General features: G+C 66.1%; 18 protein-coding genes. 14 read left to right on the forward strand and 4 right to left on the reverse strand.

Translation table 11 applies throughout. The annotated features are described in order from the left end of the window. Window positions 1-29: 29 nt before the first annotated feature. The 4 genes from FLG15_RS08240 to FLG15_RS08255 all read right to left on the reverse strand — a co-directional run bounded on the left by FLG15_RS08240 (window position 30) and on the right by FLG15_RS08255 (window position 3,736). Window positions 30-752: a TorF family putative porin gene (locus tag FLG15_RS08240; RefSeq protein ID WP_057678580.1), complete on the reverse strand. Its 723-nt coding sequence runs from the start codon at window positions 750-752 to the stop codon at window positions 30-32. A gap of 517 nt (window positions 753-1,269) precedes the next feature. Next, window positions 1,270-1,662: a c-type cytochrome gene (locus FLG15_RS08245; RefSeq protein ID WP_057678581.1), complete on the reverse strand. Its 393-nt coding sequence runs from the start codon at window positions 1,660-1,662 to the stop codon at window positions 1,270-1,272. Window positions 1,663-1,688: 26 nt separating this feature from the next. Then, the gene (locus tag FLG15_RS08250; RefSeq protein WP_017155064.1) at window positions 1,689-3,032 is read right to left on the reverse strand and encodes a hypothetical protein; all 1,344 of its coding nucleotides are present in this window, start codon (window positions 3,030-3,032) and stop codon (window positions 1,689-1,691) included. 83 nt (window positions 3,033-3,115) lie between these two features. Continuing rightward, entirely contained in the window at window positions 3,116-3,736 is a 621-nt protein-coding gene (locus FLG15_RS08255) for a cytochrome b (RefSeq protein ID WP_244664067.1), read from the reverse strand. Window positions 3,737-4,041: 305 nt separating this feature from the next. Here FLG15_RS08255 and FLG15_RS08260 point away from each other — a divergent pair, with 305 nt between their 5' ends. The 14 genes from FLG15_RS08260 (at window position 4,042) to FLG15_RS08325 (ending at window position 17,796) form a co-directional block, all read left to right on the forward strand. Next, entirely contained in the window at window positions 4,042-4,479 is a 438-nt protein-coding gene (locus tag FLG15_RS08260) for a sugar 3,4-ketoisomerase (protein WP_057678583.1), read from the forward strand. Next, entirely contained in the window at window positions 4,476-5,147 is a 672-nt protein-coding gene (locus FLG15_RS08265; protein ID WP_057678584.1) for an acetyltransferase, read from the forward strand. Before FLG15_RS08260 ends, FLG15_RS08265 begins: the two co-directional genes overlap by 4 nt. A gap of 3 nt (window positions 5,148-5,150) precedes the next feature. Further along, window positions 5,151-6,104 carry a glycoside hydrolase family protein gene (locus FLG15_RS08270; RefSeq protein WP_057678585.1) on the forward strand — a complete coding sequence of 318 codons (954 nt, stop codon included), beginning with the start codon at window positions 5,151-5,153 and terminating at the stop codon, window positions 6,102-6,104. Window positions 6,105-6,111: 7 nt separating this feature from the next. Further along, complete coding sequence (locus FLG15_RS08275) at window positions 6,112-7,023, forward strand: GNAT family N-acetyltransferase (protein ID WP_081022791.1); 912 nt, start codon at window positions 6,112-6,114, stop codon at window positions 7,021-7,023. Further along, window positions 7,011-8,135 carry a DegT/DnrJ/EryC1/StrS family aminotransferase gene (locus FLG15_RS08280; RefSeq protein WP_081022790.1) on the forward strand — a complete coding sequence of 375 codons (1,125 nt, stop codon included), beginning with the start codon at window positions 7,011-7,013 and terminating at the stop codon, window positions 8,133-8,135. Before FLG15_RS08275 ends, FLG15_RS08280 begins: the two co-directional genes overlap by 13 nt. Further along, entirely contained in the window at window positions 8,132-9,385 is a 1,254-nt protein-coding gene (locus tag FLG15_RS08285; RefSeq protein WP_057678588.1) for an O-antigen translocase, read from the forward strand. The genes FLG15_RS08280 and FLG15_RS08285 overlap by 4 nt, the downstream gene beginning before the upstream one ends. Further along, the gene (locus tag FLG15_RS08290; RefSeq protein WP_057678589.1) at window positions 9,382-10,332 is read left to right on the forward strand and encodes a glycosyltransferase; all 951 of its coding nucleotides are present in this window, start codon (window positions 9,382-9,384) and stop codon (window positions 10,330-10,332) included. Before FLG15_RS08285 ends, FLG15_RS08290 begins: the two co-directional genes overlap by 4 nt. Continuing rightward, a complete protein-coding gene (locus FLG15_RS08295; protein ID WP_057678590.1) occupies window positions 10,329-11,462 on the forward strand; it encodes a hypothetical protein in 1,134 nt (377 codons plus the stop codon). Before FLG15_RS08290 ends, FLG15_RS08295 begins: the two co-directional genes overlap by 4 nt. 43 nt (window positions 11,463-11,505) lie before the next feature. Then, window positions 11,506-12,357: a Wzz/FepE/Etk N-terminal domain-containing protein gene (locus FLG15_RS08300; protein WP_057678591.1), complete on the forward strand. Its 852-nt coding sequence runs from the start codon at window positions 11,506-11,508 to the stop codon at window positions 12,355-12,357. A gap of 280 nt (window positions 12,358-12,637) precedes the next feature. Next, entirely contained in the window at window positions 12,638-13,480 is an 843-nt protein-coding gene (locus FLG15_RS08305) for a class I SAM-dependent methyltransferase (protein ID WP_057678592.1), read from the forward strand. A 12-nt stretch (window positions 13,481-13,492) separates the two neighbouring features. Continuing rightward, window positions 13,493-14,728: an amidohydrolase family protein gene (locus FLG15_RS08310; RefSeq protein ID WP_150145823.1), complete on the forward strand. Its 1,236-nt coding sequence runs from the start codon at window positions 13,493-13,495 to the stop codon at window positions 14,726-14,728. Next, window positions 14,725-15,423: a class I SAM-dependent methyltransferase gene (locus FLG15_RS08315; RefSeq protein ID WP_057678594.1), complete on the forward strand. Its 699-nt coding sequence runs from the start codon at window positions 14,725-14,727 to the stop codon at window positions 15,421-15,423. Before FLG15_RS08310 ends, FLG15_RS08315 begins: the two co-directional genes overlap by 4 nt. Before the next feature lie 124 nt (window positions 15,424-15,547). Further along, the gene (locus FLG15_RS08320; RefSeq protein ID WP_150145824.1) at window positions 15,548-16,678 is read left to right on the forward strand and encodes a glycosyltransferase family 4 protein; all 1,131 of its coding nucleotides are present in this window, start codon (window positions 15,548-15,550) and stop codon (window positions 16,676-16,678) included. After that, entirely contained in the window at window positions 16,675-17,796 is a 1,122-nt protein-coding gene (locus tag FLG15_RS08325) for a glycosyltransferase family 4 protein (protein WP_150145826.1), read from the forward strand. The genes FLG15_RS08320 and FLG15_RS08325 overlap by 4 nt, the downstream gene beginning before the upstream one ends. Window positions 17,797-17,814: the final 18 nt, after the last annotated feature.

Consider the following 17,814-nt stretch of genomic DNA (forward strand, 5'->3'; position numbering starts at 1 on the left):
GCGCAGGCAGGCAAAAGGTTGCGTGTGGATCAGAAGGTTCTGGCGACCGTGCCCAGCCACGGCATGTCGCCGGGGCCGCCCTGCATGCGCGGGGTGTTGCCGCTGGTCAGGATGCGCTCGGCTTTCAGCGTCCATCCGTCGCGGTTCCACTTCAGGCCCACTTGACCGTACTGATAGCGGCCCGAGCGCGCTGCACCGTAGGCCATGGCCGGAAAACGCGACGAGCCGGCACCGAGCGACAGGCTGACGTCGTTGCGCAGCGGGACGTTGGCAGTGACGTCCAACGCCACGTTCCACGGCGACCGGTCGGCCCGCGGGAAATTGAAGGTGGACAGCGAAAACGTCAGCAGGTCGCGGTAGGACCAGGCCAGGCTGGCTTCCTGGCGGTCGAAGGTGCGGGTGGCGCGGTCGGTCGGGTAGCCGTAGTAGAGCAGGCTGGCCTGCATCTGCCAGCGGTCGTCCAGCATCCAGGCGCGCCCGACCTGGGCGGTGACCGCGACCGGATCGCTCCAGGCCGGGGACTGCAGCGCCACCGAGGTGGACACCGACCAGCCGGGGGCGGGCAGCCAGTAGCCGGCGGCCTGCACGGTGACCTTGTTGGGTGCGATCGAGATGCCTCGGTCGATCAGGCTGGAGGTCAGCGCCACTGCACCGCCGAAGTCCTTGGCCAGGGCGCCACCGCAGGCGCCGGCTGCCAGGGTGAGCAACAGCCACTGCACCAGCGTGCGGTGCCGGCGTGGTTGGCGACGCACCCGCGGTCGGCATGGTTGCTGGGCGGACGCGGCCGGTCGCGCTTCGCACCATGGGTGGCGTGCGGCACTGTCCAACAGTGCGCCCACGCAGAAACCCGCGCGGGCGCAGTCGCGTCGCGGTCGGGAGGGGAGCGGCTTGGAAGCTGGAACGGTGGGCAATGGCGTGGGCGGGTGTCAAACAGGGACGCGATGGTGCCCCAGGTCGGCGGACGAGACCACCGCTCCGGCGGCGATTGCGTCCGTATACGCGAAGGCACCGCAGCGGGCAACGCGACTCCATCCTGGCCTGCCGGGCAGCGACCGCCTGCGACGCCTGGCGGTGCATGCGGCCGGCTGGCAGGCTGCCACGGCCGGACGCGTTGGCGACCGACGCAGCCACGCGACCGGCGGAGCAAGCGATGCAGGGTGGTGCCCGCAGGGCAGGCGACCGACACCGTGGGCATGCAAGCAGGGAGCAGGTGGCGCGCCATCCGTCCGCCCCCTCGGGCGGCGACGCGCCATGCCGCGTTGGCCGCGCCTACTTCAAGGTGTTGAGGTAGGCGATCAGTGCGTCGAGCTCCTTCGGGTCGTCCAGGCCGTCGTACTTCATCTTGGTGCCCGGCAGCGCCTTGGACGAGGACTGCGACAGATAGGTCTTGAGCTGGGCCGGGGTCCAGGTCCACTTGCTGTTCTTGAGCACGTCGGAATAGCCGGCAAAGTCGGCGACGGTCCCGGCTGGGCGTCCTGCCACGCCGAACAGCGATGGGCCTTTCTTGTTCTTGCCCGGTTTGACGCTGTGGCACTCACCGCATTCGGTGAGGAAGACGCCGGCGCCGTCGGCGGCGTATGCCGAGGGCACGGTCAGTGCGCCCGCCAGCATCAGGCCGGCCAACGGGGCGCACAACGCGGAGAGTTTGCGGGGTGGGTTCATGTGGATCCGTACAGGTGCGGGAGGGATCAGAAGGCCAGGTTGACCGACAAGGTGAAGCTGTCGAGATCGCGCGGATTGGTGATCGGCGGGCCACGGAAGACGTTGGAGGTACTGCCGTTGAACTTGTCGAAACGGAACCAGCCGGCGGACACGCGCAGGTTGGCCATCGAGGTGTAGGTGCCGTCCTTGCCGAATGGGGTCCAGTACAGCAGGATCAAATTGCTGGTGGTGTCCGGGATACCCACTGGCGAATAGCGCGCCGCATCGAACGAGCCGCTGTTGATCATGTGCGCGGCCAGCACGCCGTAGCTCTGCTTGAAGGCGTAGTTCATGCTGAGGGTCTGATCGCGCACGCTGCCCCGGTCCAGCGCCGGCATGGTCGGGTCGGTCGACATCAGCGGGCTGCCGTATTTGCGACGCTCGTAGATGTTGACGTAGGCCAGCGACAGCACGTGCTCGCGGGTGCCGAGGAACTGGTAGGTCAGGTCGTAGCCGAAATCGGTGAGGTCGTCGCTGGGCCCGGTTCGCAAGGGCTGGCGGCGCGTATTGAGCGCGGTCAGGCCCACCGAGAAGAACTGGCGCTTCATGTCCTTCATGTAGGCAAGACGCGCGTAACTGGTGCCGCTGAGCTTGCCCGGGTCGCCATTGACCGGCCAGCCGAGGCGGTCCTGCGCAGACGGCGACAGCGCGCTGTAGCTGCCCACTTCGCCGTACCAATTGCGGTCGTACAGGCCGTAGACGCTGGCGCCGATGACGCGGTTGGACAACGCCGAGGAGCTGAGCATGGTGGAGGCGCCGCCATTGGAGGCGGGGGTGAGCGTGGAGGCATTCGGCAATACGTGCACCGGGTCGGAAATGCCCGGGTTGTTGTTGACGCTGACGCCGATCATGGTGTCCTTGCCCGCCATCTGGAACGGCTTGCTGACAAAGCGCAGATCGACGTCGTCCAGGCGCGTGTCGAAGGTCGCATTGCCGCTGTTGTTGGAGCGGATCTTCGAATAGCCACCGATGTTGTCGTTGAGGCGGCCGCCCAGATACAGATCGGCCTCGCGCAGGCGCGAGGTGCTGTCGCCGCGGCTGGGGTTGTTGCGCGACCAGGTGAGCTGGCCGGACACCGGGATCTTGGTGCCTTCGCCATCGGTATCGGTAAAACCGCCGAGCTTGAAGCGCATGCCGTAGGGCGTGAGCGAGGGGCCATACGAACCGACATGGCAATCGGCGCAGGACGAGCCGGTCTGGCGCGCGAACGAGGGAATCGCCTGCGCCTGCGTACTGGCCAGTAGCAACAAGGGGCCGGACACGCACAACAAGGACGTCAGGCGGGCGGTACGCGTCGCGGTGCAACGCGGGGCGGGCTGGAAAGCGGGCATGGAAAGTCCTTGTTCGACGGTGCGGGATGCAGCAGTGCGGGAATGGGCGAAGAGACGGATCGCAGGCGGCCGGGCATGGCGGTTCATGCGTGCTTGCCCGGCAAGACGCGACGCAGCAGGCCGTCGCGCAGGACCAGGTGATGCCAGAGCGCGGCGCCGATATGCAGCAGCACCAGCGCCAGCAGCGCCCAGGCCGCATTCAAGTGCCAGGTGCCCAGGGTGTCGCCGAGGTCGCCATCCGGCGCGACCAACGCGGGCAAGGGAGCGCCGAAGAAAGACACTTGCTTGCCGTAGGCGCTGCTCAGCGACCAGCCCAGCAAGGGCAATGCGAGCATCAGGCCGTACATCGCCAGATGCGTGGCGCCAGCGGCCAGGCGCATCGGCAGCGACGCGGGCGGGCCGGGCGGCAATCTGCGCAAACGCAGGCGCAACCCGATGCGTAATGCAAACAGCACCAGCACCAGCAAGCCAAAGTGGCGATGGCCTTCCAGCAGCCACTGACGCAGTGCGCGGCCATCCAGCTCGGCGCGCAGCAGGATCAGCGTGGCGGCCATGGCCAGGCACAGCACGGTGAGCCAGTGCAGCACGCGCATCGCTTTGGGCAAGGGCAGCACGCGCGCAGCTGCGGGCGCCTGTTCTGCCAGGGGCACGGTGTCTGTACCGTTGACGGGAGCGCTGGCGGGCGCCGGGGGGGAGGAACGCATCTGATCTGTCTTCCGGTGGTGGTGGTTGGTTTCCGGCTGCGCACCGCGCGGCCAGGCCTGGCTCCCCACGCCGGCCGAACGGCGGCCAGGTGAACGTGCACCGATGGGTGCGGCGATGTCGGAAAAAGGTTGCGTCGTGATGGCGATTGGTTCGCACGTGCCGCACACCGAAGCGCTGCGCCAGGGTCGGCTGCGCTTGCGCGCACAGCGCTTCGCAGGGCCGCGGCCGCGCGCAACCTTTCGCGTCACCCGACGCACTCAGGCATGTCGCACTACGTGCAGTCAGCGGTTACGCCTCTCTAATCATGGCTATCGAACGCATCCAGTTGCATACCCACGGTGACGATCGCGGGCTGCTCATTTCATTGGAGCAGCAGCGCAATGTTCCGTTCGAGATCCGCCGCGTGTATTACCTGTTCGGCACGCGCCACGACGTGCACCGCGGCCAGCACGCGCATCGCCAGCTCAATCAATTCGCCGTGGCCTTGCACGGCTCGGTGACGATCCTGCTCGACGAAGGCCACGGCAATGGCCCCAGCGAAGTGGTGCTGGACGACCCATCGCAAGGCCTGCTGCTCGGCCGCATGGTGTGGCGCGACCTGTACCGCTTCAGTGCCGACTGCGTGCTGATGGTGCTGGCCGACCAGCTTTACGATCCTGGCGACTACATTCTGGATTACGACCAGTTCGTGAGCGAAGTGCGCAATGGCACCGTGCTGCAAGCCCGCAGGCTGGAAGCATGAGCGCACCGAAGCAACTGGTGATTGTCGGCGCGGGCGAGTTCGCGCAGATCGCCTGCGAGTACTTCCAGCACGACAGCCACTACACGGTGGCGGCCTTCAGCGTGGAGCGCGCTTTTCTGCTGCAGCCCTCAGTGGCCGGGTTGCCGGTGGTGGCGTACGAAGAACTGGAGCAACGCTACCCGCCGCAAGACTACGCGGTGTTCGTGGCGATTCCTGCAACGCAACTCAATCGCCTGCGCACCCGTTTCTTCCAGGATGTGCTGCGGCGCGGCTATCGCTGCGCGACGTATGTGAGCTCGCGCGCATTCGTCTGGCAAAACGCGCAGATCGGCGCCAACTGCTTCATCTTCGAGGGCAATGTCGTGCAGCCGTTCACCCGCATCGGCGACAACTGCGTATTGTGGAGCGGTAACCATATCGGCCACCGCACGGTGGTGCAGGATCATGTCTTCATTGCCTCGCATGCGGTGATTTCCGGCTATTGCGAGATCGGGCAGGGCAGCTTTATCGGGGTCAACGCCACGCTCAGCGACAAGGTGCGCATTGCCGCAGACAACGTCATCGGTGCCGGCGCGCTGGTGACGCGACATACCGAAGCCGAGCGCGTGTACGTGGGCTCGCCGGCACGCGCGGTGGCGGGCAGATCCAGCTTCGATGTGGAGCTCTGAGCGGTGTTTGCCTGGAAAAAACGCGGGCTTGTGTTCGATGTCGCCCGCCATGGGGTGGGCGGCTGGATGCACCATGCCGCACTGACGCCAACACCGCATCGCTTGTCTGCTCAGGTGCTGCGTGTGTACGCCGGCTTTCGCGATGCGCAGGGCGTGAGCCGGATCGGCTACGTGGATGTGCGCGCCGATGCGCCAACGCAGATCGTCGGCGTCAGCAAGCAGCCTGTGCTCGACATTGGCCGTGATGGGTGTTTCGACGACAACGGCATGATCCTGGGCGATGTGGTCGCCGGGCCGGATGGGCTGTACCTGTTCTATGTCGGGTTCCAGCGCGTGGCCAAGGCCAAGTTCCTCGCCTTTACCGGGCTGGCGGTGTCCTGCGATGGTGGCGAGAGCTTCCAGCGCCGGCAGGAAACGCCGCTGCTCGATCGCGCCCCTGGGCGCAGCACGATTGCCGCGGTGCATTCGGCACGCTACGACGATGGCCGCTGGCGGTTGTGGTACGCGGTGGGCGATGACTGGGAAACGATTGGCGGCCACCCCTATCCGCGTTACCACATCCGCTACGCACAGACCGACGACCTGCGTTGCATTCCCACCGACGATGTTGTGTGCCTGCGCCCACGCGGCGACGAATACCGCATCGGGCGTCCGCGCGTGTATCGGTTCGGCGAGCGCTACGTGATGTATTTCACCCGTGGCGACCTGAAGGGCGGCTACTTTCCCGGCATCGCCTTCAGTGGCGACGGGGTGCACTGGGAGCGCGACGACCGTCGATTGGGGCTTGCATTGTCCAATGAAGGCTGGGATGCGCAGACGCTGTGCTACCCCGCCTTGATTCGGCGCGGCGAGCGCGTGTTGATGTTCTATAACGGCAACGCGATGGGGCAGGCGGGCTTCGGCCTGGCAGAGGCGGCGTTGCCGGTTGCGTTGCAGGACTGCGATGTTTTCGGTTAGGTCTTACGTGCCGGGCGATGCGCCGGCGTGGGACGCCCTGGTGGCGTCATCGCGCAATGGCAATCTGCTGCATCGGCGTGACTATATGGACTATCACGCCGAGCGCTTCGTGGATGCGTCCGTGTTGGTTGAACGTGGGGGCGCGGTGGTGGCGGTGCTCCCGGCCAATGTGCAGGGCAGTTGCGTCAGCAGCCACGCCGGGCTCACCTATGCCGGGCTGCTGTCGTCGATGGCGCTGCGTGCCGGCGCCACCTTGCAGGTGTTCGAGCAGATTGCCGCGCACTACCGCGCGCTAGGCGTGCGCGAGGTCATCTACAAGCCGGTGCCGCATATCTTTCATGCCTACCCGGCCGAAGAACAGCTGTACGCGCTGCATCGGCTGGGCGCGCAGCTGTGCCGGCGCGATTTGTCGTCGGTGATTGCGCTACGCGAGCGGCCTGCATTCAGTGCCGAGCGGCAGCGTTCCATTGCCAAGGCGCGCAAGGCTGGGGTGCAGGTCCAGCGCGGGACCCAGCTCGTCGAATTCCATGCGCTGCTGACCCAGGTCCTGCAGCGGCATGGCGTGGCACCGACGCATCGGCTGGATGAGCTTCAACTGCTGCAACGCCGGTTCGCGCAGCAGATCGTGTTGCATGAAGCGCGCGCTGATGGGCAATTGGTCGCAGCCGCGTTGGTCTTCGACTTCGGTCGCTGTGTGCATACCCAATACCTGGCGGTCTCCGAACAGGGCCGCCGGCTGGATGCGTTGAGCTTGCTGCTGGCCGACCTCATCACCGATGTCTACGCGCAGCGCGCCTATTTCAGTTTCGGTATCTCCACCGAACAGGGCGGGCAGGTGCTCAACGAAGGTTTGGTGGAACAAAAGGAACGCTTCGGCGCGCGTGCCGTGGTGCAGGATGTCTATCGATGGTTGATGTAATGGATGTGCCTTTCCTGGATTTGCGTGCAGTCAATGCACGCTATGCCGATGCGCTCAAGACCGCAGCGGCGCGTGTCATCGATGCCGGCTGGTATGTGCTCGGCCAAGAGCTGGCCGCGTTCGAGGACGAATTCGCCAGTTATTGCGGCACCACGCAGGCAATCGGCGTGGGCAATGGGCTGGATGCGTTGGCGTTGATCCTGCGGGGCTACCGTGAGCTGGGGGTCTTGCGCGAAGGCGACGAAATCATCGTGCCCGCCAACACCTTCATCGCGACATTCCTGGCGATCAGCCAGAACCATCTTGTGCTGGTGCCGGTCGAGCCGGACCCGGTCACGTTCAACATCGACCCGGCAAGGGTGGAGAAGGCGATCGGGCCCCGCACGCGCGCGATCATGGCAGTGCACCTGTATGGGCAGTTGGCTGAGATGCAGGCCCTGCAGACCCTGGCCCATCGCTACGGCCTGCTGCTGATCGAGGATGCCGCTCAAGCGCATGGTGCACGCGCACACGGGCGGCGCGCCGGTGCGTTCGGCGATGCGGCGGCCTTCAGTTTCTTCCCGACCAAGAACCTGGGTGCACTGGGCGATGGCGGCGCAGTCACGACCTCGGATGCACGTCTGGCCGAGTGCATTCGCGCGCTGCGCAACTACGGCTCGGAAGTGAAGTATCACCATCTCTGCCAGGGGGTGAATTCGCGTCTGGATGAAATGCAGGCTGCGTTCCTGCGCGTCAAGCTGGGCTATCTGGAGGACGAGATCGCGCTGCGGCGCGCAGTGGCGCAGCGGTATCTGCACGGTATCTGCAACCCGCTGGTCATGCTGCCCGCGCCGGTGGCCGAGCAGCAGCACGTCTGGCATCTGTTCGTGGTACGCAGCCCGCAGCGCGATGCCTTGCAGGCACATCTGTTGCGGCAGGGCATCCACACGCAGATCCATTACCCGGTGCCGCCGCACCGGCAGCCTGCATATGCCTCGCTGGGCGAGGCCTGCCTGCCGCTGAGCGAACAGCTGCACCGGGAAGTACTGAGCCTGCCGATGGGGCCGGCGTTGGACGATGCAGCAGTTGCGCAGGTGATCGCGGCCTGTCAATCGTTCGGCAGCAACACATGAATCTCGTGCGCAGCAGCGCCTACACCGGCGTTGCGACGCTGGCCAAGCTGCTGGCGGCATTGGTGGTGGTCAAGCTGGTCGCCGTCGACGCCGGTCCGCAGGGCGTGGGCCGGCTTGGCCAGTTCCTCAACCTGATGTCGGTGCTGGCGGTATTGGCCGGTGGCGGCATCAGTGCCGGCATCGTCAAGTATGTAGCGCAGTACCGCGACGATGCGCCCGCGTTGGCGCGCTTGCTGAGTGCGGCGCTCTTATACGCATTCTGCGCGGCCTGCGTGATCGCACTGCTGGCGGTGGTCTTCAGTGGAGCGATTGCCGAGCGCCTGCTGGGCGATGCGAGCTACCGCCCGCTGATCTGCGTATTGGCAATCGCGCAGCTGGGAATCGCACTGCTCAATTACCTGCTGGCGCTGATCAACGGCTTCATGGATGTACGGCGGCTCGCCTTCGTGCAGACGACAGGCGCCATGCTGAGCGTTGCCTTGGTGGCGTGGCTCTCCAGCCGGGCGCAATTGCACGGGGCGCTGTTGGCGCTGGTCCTGGGGCAGGTGCTGTGGCTGCTGGCGGCGGTCCCTGCGCTGCGGCGTAGCCCCTATTTTCAACCTGCAATGTGGCGGATGCGCTTTGACGCGCAGATGACCCATCGGCTGGCGGCATTTTCGCTGATGACGCTCACCTCGACACTGGTGCCGCAGCTGGTGACCATCGTGGTGCGCCATCATCTCGCGGCGCGGTTCGGTTGGGAGCAGGTGGGCTACTGGCAGGCGGTCAGCCGGGTCTCCGATGCCTATCTGCTGTTCTTCACCACCGCCATCAACGTGTACTACCTGCCCAAGCTGGCATCGCTGCAAGACGGCGCGGGTCTGGGCAGCGAGCTGCGCAGCGCGTATCGCTACGTCATGCCGGCGGTGATCGTGGTGGCGCTGGGCGTGTATGTAGGCCGCGATTGGGTGACCTGGCTACTGTTCGATATGCAATTTGCCGCTGCAGCGCCCTTGTACGGCCCGCAGCTGCTGGGCGATGTCATCAAGGTTGCGGCGTTCGTGCTGTCGTACGTGATGCTGGCCAAGGCGATGACGCGGCTGTTCGTGATCTCCGAATGCGTGTTCGCAGCGAGCTATCTGGCGCTGGTGTACGTGTTCACCGCGTGGTTCGGGCTGATCGGTGCGATGTACGCCTTCGCCGCCAACTACGTGCTGTATCTGTTGTTCAACATCGTGGTGGTGCGACGCTATCTGGAGCGGGCGGCATGAACGATCAGGCGCCGGTATCGGCACGTGCACGCTGGCCGTTGGTGTCGGTGCTGATTCCGGCGTTCAACCATGCGCGTTTCGTGCAACGTTGCCTGGACAGCGTCCTGGAAGACCCGTACCCATGCAAGGAGATCGTGATCATCGACGATGGCTCCAGCGATGCCACTGGCGAAAAGATCAGCCAGTGGATCAGCGAGCATGGGCATCGGCTACCGGTGCACTTCGTGCAACGCGAGAATCGGGGAGTTGCCGCCACCCTCAACGAACTGGCATTGCGCGCGCGGGGAGAGTATCTGCGGCTTGGTGCAAGCGACGATTACTTGTTGCCCGGCGGGCTGGACGCGCAGGTACGCTATCTGCGCGGACATCCGCAAAAGCTTGCGGTGATCGGCGATGCCCGCGTGGTCGATGCGCATGGCCAATTGCTGCATGGCAGCGCCATGCGCGATCTGCATCGGGTCGACAAGAGCCTGTACTGCTCCGAATCCGGCATCCGGCATGCGGTGATACGGCAGTGGGCTGTCAGCGGCGCGGTGGCGCTGCTACGGCGCAGTGCGTTCGACGCGCGCAGCGGCTGGGACGAGTCGCTACGAATCGAAGACTGGGATTTCTTCCTGCGCCTGGTTGCAGGCGATGCACTGGGCTTCATCGATCTGCCGGTATGCGCCTACCGCCTGCATGGCGGCAACCTCAGCAAGACCGCAAACGTGCCGGCACGCATCGCCAACCTGAGCGAGTCGCGGCAAGTGGCGTTGCGTTGCGCACCATTGTTCGATGCGCCCTATCGCACACTGCTGTATGCGCAGGCGCGCTACATCGCAGCCAAGGTGGAATTCCTGCGGCGCCGGCCGCACCGTGTAGCCGCGCATCTAGTGGTCTATGCATGGTTGTCGCTGTCTGCCAGATGGCGTCCGAAACGTGCCGTGCGTGCGGTGGAGCTTGCATGATCGCACTGTTGCGCCGCCCGGCGACCTATCTGGCATTGCCCATGTTGCTCAGCTGCGCGTTGACGTGGCTGACCTATGCGCTACCCGACGGCTACCTGGCAGGCATCGTGCTGCTGGCGCTTGCGGCAGCGGCCACCTTCGCGCTCGACGCGCTGCTGCGCACACAGCTGCCGTCGGTCGAGCGCTTTCGCCACTACCGGTACGCCGGTACCCGCGATGCATTCCTGGCGATGGGGCTGGCCGCGGCGGTGACGGTGTTCTGTATCGCCGACGTGCTGCTGTTTCCCATTCCGTTGTTCAGCGATCCAGCGTCGTACGCCACCTTGAGCCCTGCGCGTGCGCATGTGCGGCACATCTCCAATATGTGCTGGATCCTGCCACCGATCGCCCTGCTGTGCGTGCGCCATCGTGGCTTGCGTGCGGCGATGGTGACGTTGGGGTTTGTATTTCCCATCGTGGTGATCGATCGCAACCGCATCTTCGCTGGCCTGTTCTCCTTCGTGCTGGTGATGCTGTTGCGGCGCGACCCGGCGCGTCGGCTGCCGTGGAAGACCATCGGCCTGCTGGTGCTGGCCGGTGGTGGCGTGTTTTCGATGCTCGGCGCGTTGCGCTCCGGTTCCCTGGCCACCGTGGCGTTGCCGTTCAGTGCGTTCTACCGTGCCATGCCGCAGGGCCTGCAATGGTTGCTGCTCTACATCAGCGCAGGGCCTTATAACTTCGGTGCGATGTTGGCCAAGGGCTACGTCAACGCCAGCTTCCTGGTCAATCAACTGGTGCCGTTCAGTGGTTCGATCGCCACTGCCGGCACCAGCATTCCGCTGGATGCGCCCAATATCAATGTCGGCACCGAGTTCTTCCCGTTCCTGATGGCGTGGGGCGCTGCCGGTGCCTTGCTTGCGCTATTGGCCTTGTACGCCGGGCTGGTCTGGAGCGTGCGCCGGCTCCATGGCTCGCTGTCGATCTTTCACGTGCTGATCTTCCTGCGCATCGCCTATGCCTGCCTGATGTCGCCCTTTGCGCCACAGGCGTTCACCTGGACCAACTTCGGCTTCATCGCGCTGTGCCTGGTGCTGCATGCCTGCACGGTGCTGTTGCCCAGCCGCCTGTCCCCACACCCGTCTGCCGCGTAAGCGTGCAGCACGCCATCCATCGCCCCGTTGCAGAGCCGCGCCCATGCATCAACACGACGAAATCTACCTGATCGACCTGTGGCGCATCCTGCGCCGGGAATGGCGTTGGGCAGCGGCAGCGCTGCTCGTGGTGCTGGGCCTGACGTTCGCCTTTACCCGCTTGGCCAAACCGCAATGGGAGGCCACCGCGTGGATCCAGGTGGGCGAAATCGGCCCGACCCCTGCTGGCCGCGACCCCAAGGTCGAACCGTTTCAGCGCGTGATCGATCGCATGAAAACGCGGCTGTTTCAGGATGCGGTGCTGCGTCAGGCGCAGGTGCCGCTCGATGGCCGCGCCGCGCAGCTGTATCGCGGCAGCCTGAAGCCGGACCCCGACCCGTACGCCAATCTGATCGGTGTGACCATCCGCGCCGAGTCGGCGCAGCAGGCACGCACGCTGGCCATGGCCACCGTCACCCAGCTGCGGATGCTGCACGGCGACACCAACGCAGCTGCGCTGGAGCTTGCGCGCGCGCGCCTGCAAGGCTTGAGCGAGGATCTACGCGCGGCCACCAGCAATCGCGAGCAGCTGCAGCGGCAGTTGCAGGCCGGGCAGGGAGCGGCTTCGGCCACACCCACGCAGGTACTGGCGGGCGTGTTGCTGACCGACAGCAACACCACGATTCGCGCCTTGAAGAGCGAGCGCGACGACCTTGTTGCCCGGCTCACCACGCGTTACACCTACCAGACCTCGCTGGCGTGGCCGCTGTATGTGCCCGACCGCCAGGCATTTCCGAACGCGAGCACGGTTTGGGCAGCGGGCCTGCTTGCCGGGGCGGGACTGAGCGTGCTGGTCGCGCTGCTGCGCAATGCGGTGCGTCGTCGTGCGCGGACTCGTGCACCGACTGGTGCGTGACGCTGCAGTGGGACCTTGGCGCAACCGTGGCGAATGGGTCTGCGCAAGCAGCAGGCCCCGGGCGATATGAGAGCGAAGGTGAAGCCGTGCATCGCATGTGTCGCGGTAGCCAATGCCGGCATGTCGGGTGTGATTGCCTGAGCCAGCTCGGCCACCATCCACCGCGCTGCAACCAAACCGGCACCATCGCGCACTCACGGGTCTATCAAAACGATGCCGCGTTGGGCGTTGCGACCGGAGAGCGTGGTGAAAACATCAGGACGGGTCTGGGAGGCTGTGCATGTCGTCACTCAGTGAGCATGCGGCGCGGGGCGGCACGGTCGCGCCGGAGCAACTGCTGGAAACGCAACGTGCGTTCGACAGCGTTGCTCCAGACTACGATGGTCCCCGCGGCAACAACGCGCTGATCCAGCGCATGCGCACCACGCTGTGGGACACGGTCGCGAGCGAGTTGCCGGTGGGGTCGCGGCTGGTCGATCTGGGCTGCGGTACTGGCCTGGATGCTGGCGAATTCGCACGCCGCGGATATTCCGTGCTGGCCACCGACTGGTCGCCGGCAATGGTCGAGCGCACCCGCCAGCGCGCTGCCACGCACGGGCTGCAAGAACGCCTCACCGCCGCACATGTCGGCATCCAGCAACTCGATCGGCTGGAAGGCAGCTTCGATGGCATGTACTCCAACTTCGGCCCGCTCAATTGCGCGCCGGATCTGCCGGCCGTCGCCGCGCAATGCGCGCGCCTGCTGCGCCCGGACGGCTGCCTGGTGTTTTCGGTGATCGGACGGATCTGCCCGTGGGAAATCGGCCATTACGCCTTGCGCGGGCGCTTCAGGCGCGCGGCGGTGCGTGCCGCCAAAGGGGCAATTGCGGTGGGCATGAACGGCCACACCATCTGGACCTGGTACCACCTGCCGCGCGAGTTCTACCGCGCATTCGAAACGCATTTCGTGCTGGACAGCTACCGCGCCTTGAGCCTGTTCCTGCCGCCGCCGTATCTGGTGGAGTTTTGCGAACGCAATCCACGCCTGTCCGAGCGCCTGGGACGCTGCGACGACCGCTGGGGCGGGCTGCCATTGCTGCGCGACATGGGCGATCACTTCCTGATCGTGATGCGCAAGCGCTGAGGGGAGCGGTCGATGGCCATGGCCGATGTCTGCCTGCACGGCGCACGCGCGATCACCGAGGCGGGTCTCTCGCGTGCCGCAGTGACCATCCGTGCGGGGCGCTTCGGCGGCACGCTCGGCACCGGTACCGTGCGCATGGATCTGCAAGGGCATGTGTTGGCGCCAGGCCTGATCAATGCGCACGAACATCTGCAGGTCAACTGCGTACCGCCGCTGCCGCAGGCCGCACCGTTCCGCAACAGCTATGCGTGGATCGAGGCATTTCAAGCGCATTTTCAGCATCCGGACGTGGCCGCCGCACTGCGTGTGCCCAAGGCGGTACGGCTGCGCCATGGTGGTCTGAAGAACCTGTTGGCCGGCGTCACCTGCGTGGCCCAGCACGATCCATGGCACGCCGCGCTGGATGAAGGCAACTTCCCGGTGAGCCTGTTGCGCGACTTCGGCTGGAGCTACGCATTGGGCTGGACAGGCTATGGCCCGCCCGTACAACACAGCTTTGCCGCGACCCTGCCAGCGCACCCCTGGATGATCCATCTGGCCGAAGGCACCGATGCGGTGGCGCGTGCCGAGCTCGACGAACTCGACCGGCTCGGCTGCCTGGCCGCCAACACGGTGGTGATCCACGGCGTGGGCATGGGTGAACAAGATATCGAGCGGGTGATCGCGCGTGGCGCAGCCGTGGTGTGGTGTCCTTCCAGCAACCAGGCGCTGCTCGGCCGCACGCTCGATCCGTGGCGCTTGTGCATGGCCGGCCGGTTGGCGCTGGGCAACGATTCGCGCGTCAGCGGCGCGCGCGACCTGCTGGAAGAACTGCGGATCGCCAGCGCGAGCGGGCTGGCACCGGACCAACTGCTTGGCATGGCCACCGGTGACGCCGCGCGTATCCTGCGCATGCCGACACGTGGGCGCCTTGCGCCTGGAGCCACTGTGGATGTGTTGATTGCGCGCGACCGCGGCGGCGAGCCTGCCAGCAGCATCATTGGTTGCACGCGCAGCGACTTGCGTGCGGTGATTCGCGATGGCAAGCCGCGCATCGCCGATCCGGATTTTGCAGCGTGGTTCGACGCGACCGGCATCCAGACGGTGCCGGTGTTGCTGGATGGACGGCCAAAATTGCTTGATGCCGCGCTGGCCGATCCGGCGGTGCTGGCGCTCGAACCCGGTCTTCAGCTTGTAACGCAGGAACAGCCGGCGCAGGCCGCCGCGCAGGTGACTCACGCGCTGGCTGCCAACGGGGCGCTTGCATGAGCGCAGTGCCGGTGCTCGAGCCAGCTGCCGCGTACGCGCTGTGGGCGCAGGCGTATCCACCGCACGCGCACAACCCGGTGATGCTGGCCGAAGAGCGCGCCATGCTCGCATTGATGCCGGCCAGCCTGCAGGGCCAGCACGTGCTGGACGCCGGCTGCGGCAGCGGCCGCTACATGCTGCATGCGTTGCGCCGTGGCGCCCGGCGAGTGACCGGGGTCGATCTGTCGCCGCAGATGCTGCACCGTGCCGGTGCCGAGCTCGCACAGGACTGGCCGGCCGCACGCATCGCTTTGCAACAAGGCAGCCTGGATCATCTGCCGCTGGCCGATACGGTGGCCGACCTGAGCGTGTGCGGTCTGGTGGTGGGTCACCTGCAACAGTTGTGGCCGGCGCTGGAAGAACTGCATCGCGTCACCCGTGTCGGCGGCATCGTGTTGTGCAGCGACGTCCATCCGATCGGCCACGCGCTGGGCTGGCGGCGCGACTTCAAGGCCGATGGGCAACGCTATGCGGTCCGCCATACCCAGCATCTCTACAGCCACTGGCATTGGGCATGCACCGCGCTCGGGTTCGCGATCGAAGCCGTCTCCGAGCCGATGCTGGACCCCGCGGACATCCCGGCCGGTGCGCGTTTCGACCAGATGGCGTTGCAGGTGCCGGTTGCGCTGGTGCTAAGGCTGAGACGGGTCGCGTGAGCAAGATCTTGAACACCGCAGTGGCGTCCTGTGCGTTGGGTACGACCCGTCAGGGGCACGCTGCGGCCGCAGCGGTACACGGCAGCGACGTTGCGTCGATCTGCGTTCATACACTGCCGGCCCAATGAGCCTGCACGTCGCACACCTGAACCTGGTTCCCACGCCCGATGGCCTGAGCGCGGAGCAGGTATTCGCCCAATGGCCATCGTTGGCAGATATCGCCGAAGCTGTCGCCAGTGCTGGCGTGCAGGTGTCGGTGATCCAGGCCTCTGCCTTGGACATCCGGCTGCGCCGCGCGGGCGTGGACTATCGCTTCGCCGATCTGCACCAGCGTGGCAGCGCAGTCCGCGCGCGTACGCTTGCCGCCTTGCTGCACGAGATCGCTGCCGATGTGCTGCATGTGCATGGTCTGGAATTTGCCGGCGACGCGCGGCGCCTGGCGCGCCTGCTGCCGCAGTTGCCGATCCTGCTGCAGGATCATGCCAACCGGCCACCACGCTGGTGGGCCAGGCGCGTGTGGCGCGCACGCTACGCGGCCGCAGCTGGCATCGCGTTTACTTCGCTGGAGCTGGCGCAGCCGTTCGTGCGTGCGCGCCTGTTTGGCCGCAGCACGCAGCTGTTTGCCATCCCCGAATCCAGCAGCCGCTTTACCGCTGGCGACCGATTGCAGGCACGCGAGCAAACGCGCGTGCACGGCGACCCATGTGTGGTGTGGATCGGCCATTTCAGTCCAGCCAAGGATCCGCTCTGCGTACTCGACGCGGTGGCCATGGCGGCGCGTCTGTTGCCCGGTCTGCGGTTATGGTGCGTGTTCGACCAGGCGCCACTGCTGGCGCAGGTGCAGCAGCGCCTGCGCGCCGACCCACGGCTTGCCGGATGCGTCCACTTGCTCGGCAAGGTCGAGCACGCACGCGTTCAGGAACTGCTGCGTGCGGCGGATGTATTCGTGTCTGCCAGCCATGCAGAAAGTTGCGGTTATGCCGCACTGGAAGCCTACGCCTGCGGCTGCCTGCCGCTGCTGACGGCCATTCCATCGTTTCGTGCGCTCAGCGATGACGGCGCAGTGGGCGAGTTGTGGCCGGTCGGCGATGCATCGGCATTGTCGGAACTGTTGCTGCGCGTCAGTCGGCAACGCCCCTCGCGTGCACTGGTACGCGCCCATTTCGACGCGCGCCTGTCGTTTGCCGCGGTGGGCCGGCGCTGGGCGCAGGCTTATGCGCAATTACGCACGACCCAGCCGGAGTGCACCGCATGAAGCTGGCATTGGTGGTGCCAGGTGGCGTGGATCGGAGCGGGGAAGTCCGCGTGATCCCGGTGTTCCTGACCTTGATCGAGTGGCTGGCACGCAGCCATGACGTACACGTGTTCGTGCTGCATCAAGAGCCGCAACCGGGCACCTGGCACCTGCGCGGTGCCACGGTGCATAACATCGGCGCGCGCCGCACGCGGCTGCGCGCGATTGCCGCCATCTGCGATGAGCACCGGCGCGCACCGTTCGCCGTGATTCAGACGATTTTCTCCGGCTACTGCAGCTTGATCGCGGTGACCGCCGCCAAGCTGTTGCGCCGTCCGAGCATGGTGCATATCGCCGGCGGCGAGCTGGTTGCCCTGCATCGCATCGGTTATGGCGGCCGCCGCAAATGGCGCGGGCGTCTGCGCGAGGCGGTGATCCTGCGGCTTGCCGACCAGGTAACGGCGGCCAGCGCGCCCATCATCGATTCGCTGCAGGCACTGGGCATCGCTGCGCAACGCGTGCCGCTGGGCGTGGATCTGCGCGCCTGGCCACCGGCAGCGCCGCGCGCCCGCACCTGGCCGACCGCGCGCCTGCTGCATGTGGCAAGCCTCAATCCGGTCAAGGATCAGGCCACCTTGTTGCAGGCAATGGCCGCGCTCAAGCGCGCCGGCGTTGCCTTCACCCTGGACATGGTGGGCGTCGACACCTTGGACGGTGCCATGCAGCGCCTGGTGCAGCAGCTCGGCCTGCAGCAACAGGTGCGTTTCCTCGGCTTCAAGACCCAGCGCGCGTTGCGTCCGATCATGCTGTCGGCCGATCTGCTGGTGCTGTCCTCGCTGCACGAAGCCGGGCCGCTGGTGCTGCTGGAGGCTGCCGTTGCGGGGATTCCTACGGTAGGAACTGCGGTGGGGCATCTGGTCGAATGGGCTCCTGCCTGCGCATTGGCGGTGCCGCCGGGCGACTGGGCCGGAATGGCAGAGGCCATCCGCCAGGTCCTCGGCGACGACGAACTGCGCTTGCGCCTAGCCTGGGCGGCGCAGTGCCGCGCCGTGCGCGAAGATGCTGCATTGACCACACGCCTGTTCGAGCAGGTGTATCGCCAGCTGTGCGAGCAGCGGCCGCTGCCTCACCTGCGCTGATGTGCGCGGCAAGGCAGG

It is taken from the genome of Xanthomonas phaseoli pv. dieffenbachiae (assembly GCF_008639345.1).
GTDB classification, from domain to species: Bacteria; Pseudomonadota; Gammaproteobacteria; order Xanthomonadales; family Xanthomonadaceae; genus Xanthomonas; species Xanthomonas phaseoli.

Excerpts from the sequence above, each read along its gene's own strand:
- FLG15_RS08245 (WP_057678581.1), bottom strand. The coding sequence starts at position 1,662 with ATGAACCCACCCCGCAAACTCTCCGCGTTGTGCGCCCCGTTGGCCGGC.
- FLG15_RS08250 (WP_017155064.1), bottom strand. The coding sequence starts at position 3,032 with ATGCCCGCTTTCCAGCCCGCCCCGCGTTGCACCGCGACGCGTACCGCC.
- FLG15_RS08255 (WP_244664067.1), bottom strand. The coding sequence starts at position 3,736 with ATGCGTTCCTCCCCCCCGGCGCCCGCCAGCGCTCCCGTCAACGGTACA.
- FLG15_RS08260 (WP_057678583.1), top strand. The coding sequence starts at position 4,042 with ATGGCTATCGAACGCATCCAGTTGCATACCCACGGTGACGATCGCGGG.
- FLG15_RS08265 (WP_057678584.1), top strand. The coding sequence starts at position 4,476 with ATGAGCGCACCGAAGCAACTGGTGATTGTCGGCGCGGGCGAGTTCGCG.
- FLG15_RS08280 (WP_081022790.1), top strand. The coding sequence starts at position 7,011 with ATGGTTGATGTAATGGATGTGCCTTTCCTGGATTTGCGTGCAGTCAAT.
- FLG15_RS08285 (WP_057678588.1), top strand. The coding sequence starts at position 8,132 with ATGAATCTCGTGCGCAGCAGCGCCTACACCGGCGTTGCGACGCTGGCC.
- FLG15_RS08290 (WP_057678589.1), top strand. The coding sequence starts at position 9,382 with ATGAACGATCAGGCGCCGGTATCGGCACGTGCACGCTGGCCGTTGGTG.
- FLG15_RS08295 (WP_057678590.1), top strand. The coding sequence starts at position 10,329 with ATGATCGCACTGTTGCGCCGCCCGGCGACCTATCTGGCATTGCCCATG.
- FLG15_RS08300 (WP_057678591.1), top strand. The coding sequence starts at position 11,506 with ATGCATCAACACGACGAAATCTACCTGATCGACCTGTGGCGCATCCTG.
- FLG15_RS08305 (WP_057678592.1), top strand. The coding sequence starts at position 12,638 with ATGTCGTCACTCAGTGAGCATGCGGCGCGGGGCGGCACGGTCGCGCCG.
- FLG15_RS08310 (WP_150145823.1), top strand. The coding sequence starts at position 13,493 with ATGGCCATGGCCGATGTCTGCCTGCACGGCGCACGCGCGATCACCGAG.
- FLG15_RS08315 (WP_057678594.1), top strand. The coding sequence starts at position 14,725 with ATGAGCGCAGTGCCGGTGCTCGAGCCAGCTGCCGCGTACGCGCTGTGG.
- FLG15_RS08320 (WP_150145824.1), top strand. The coding sequence starts at position 15,548 with ATGAGCCTGCACGTCGCACACCTGAACCTGGTTCCCACGCCCGATGGC.
- FLG15_RS08325 (WP_150145826.1), top strand. The coding sequence starts at position 16,675 with ATGAAGCTGGCATTGGTGGTGCCAGGTGGCGTGGATCGGAGCGGGGAA.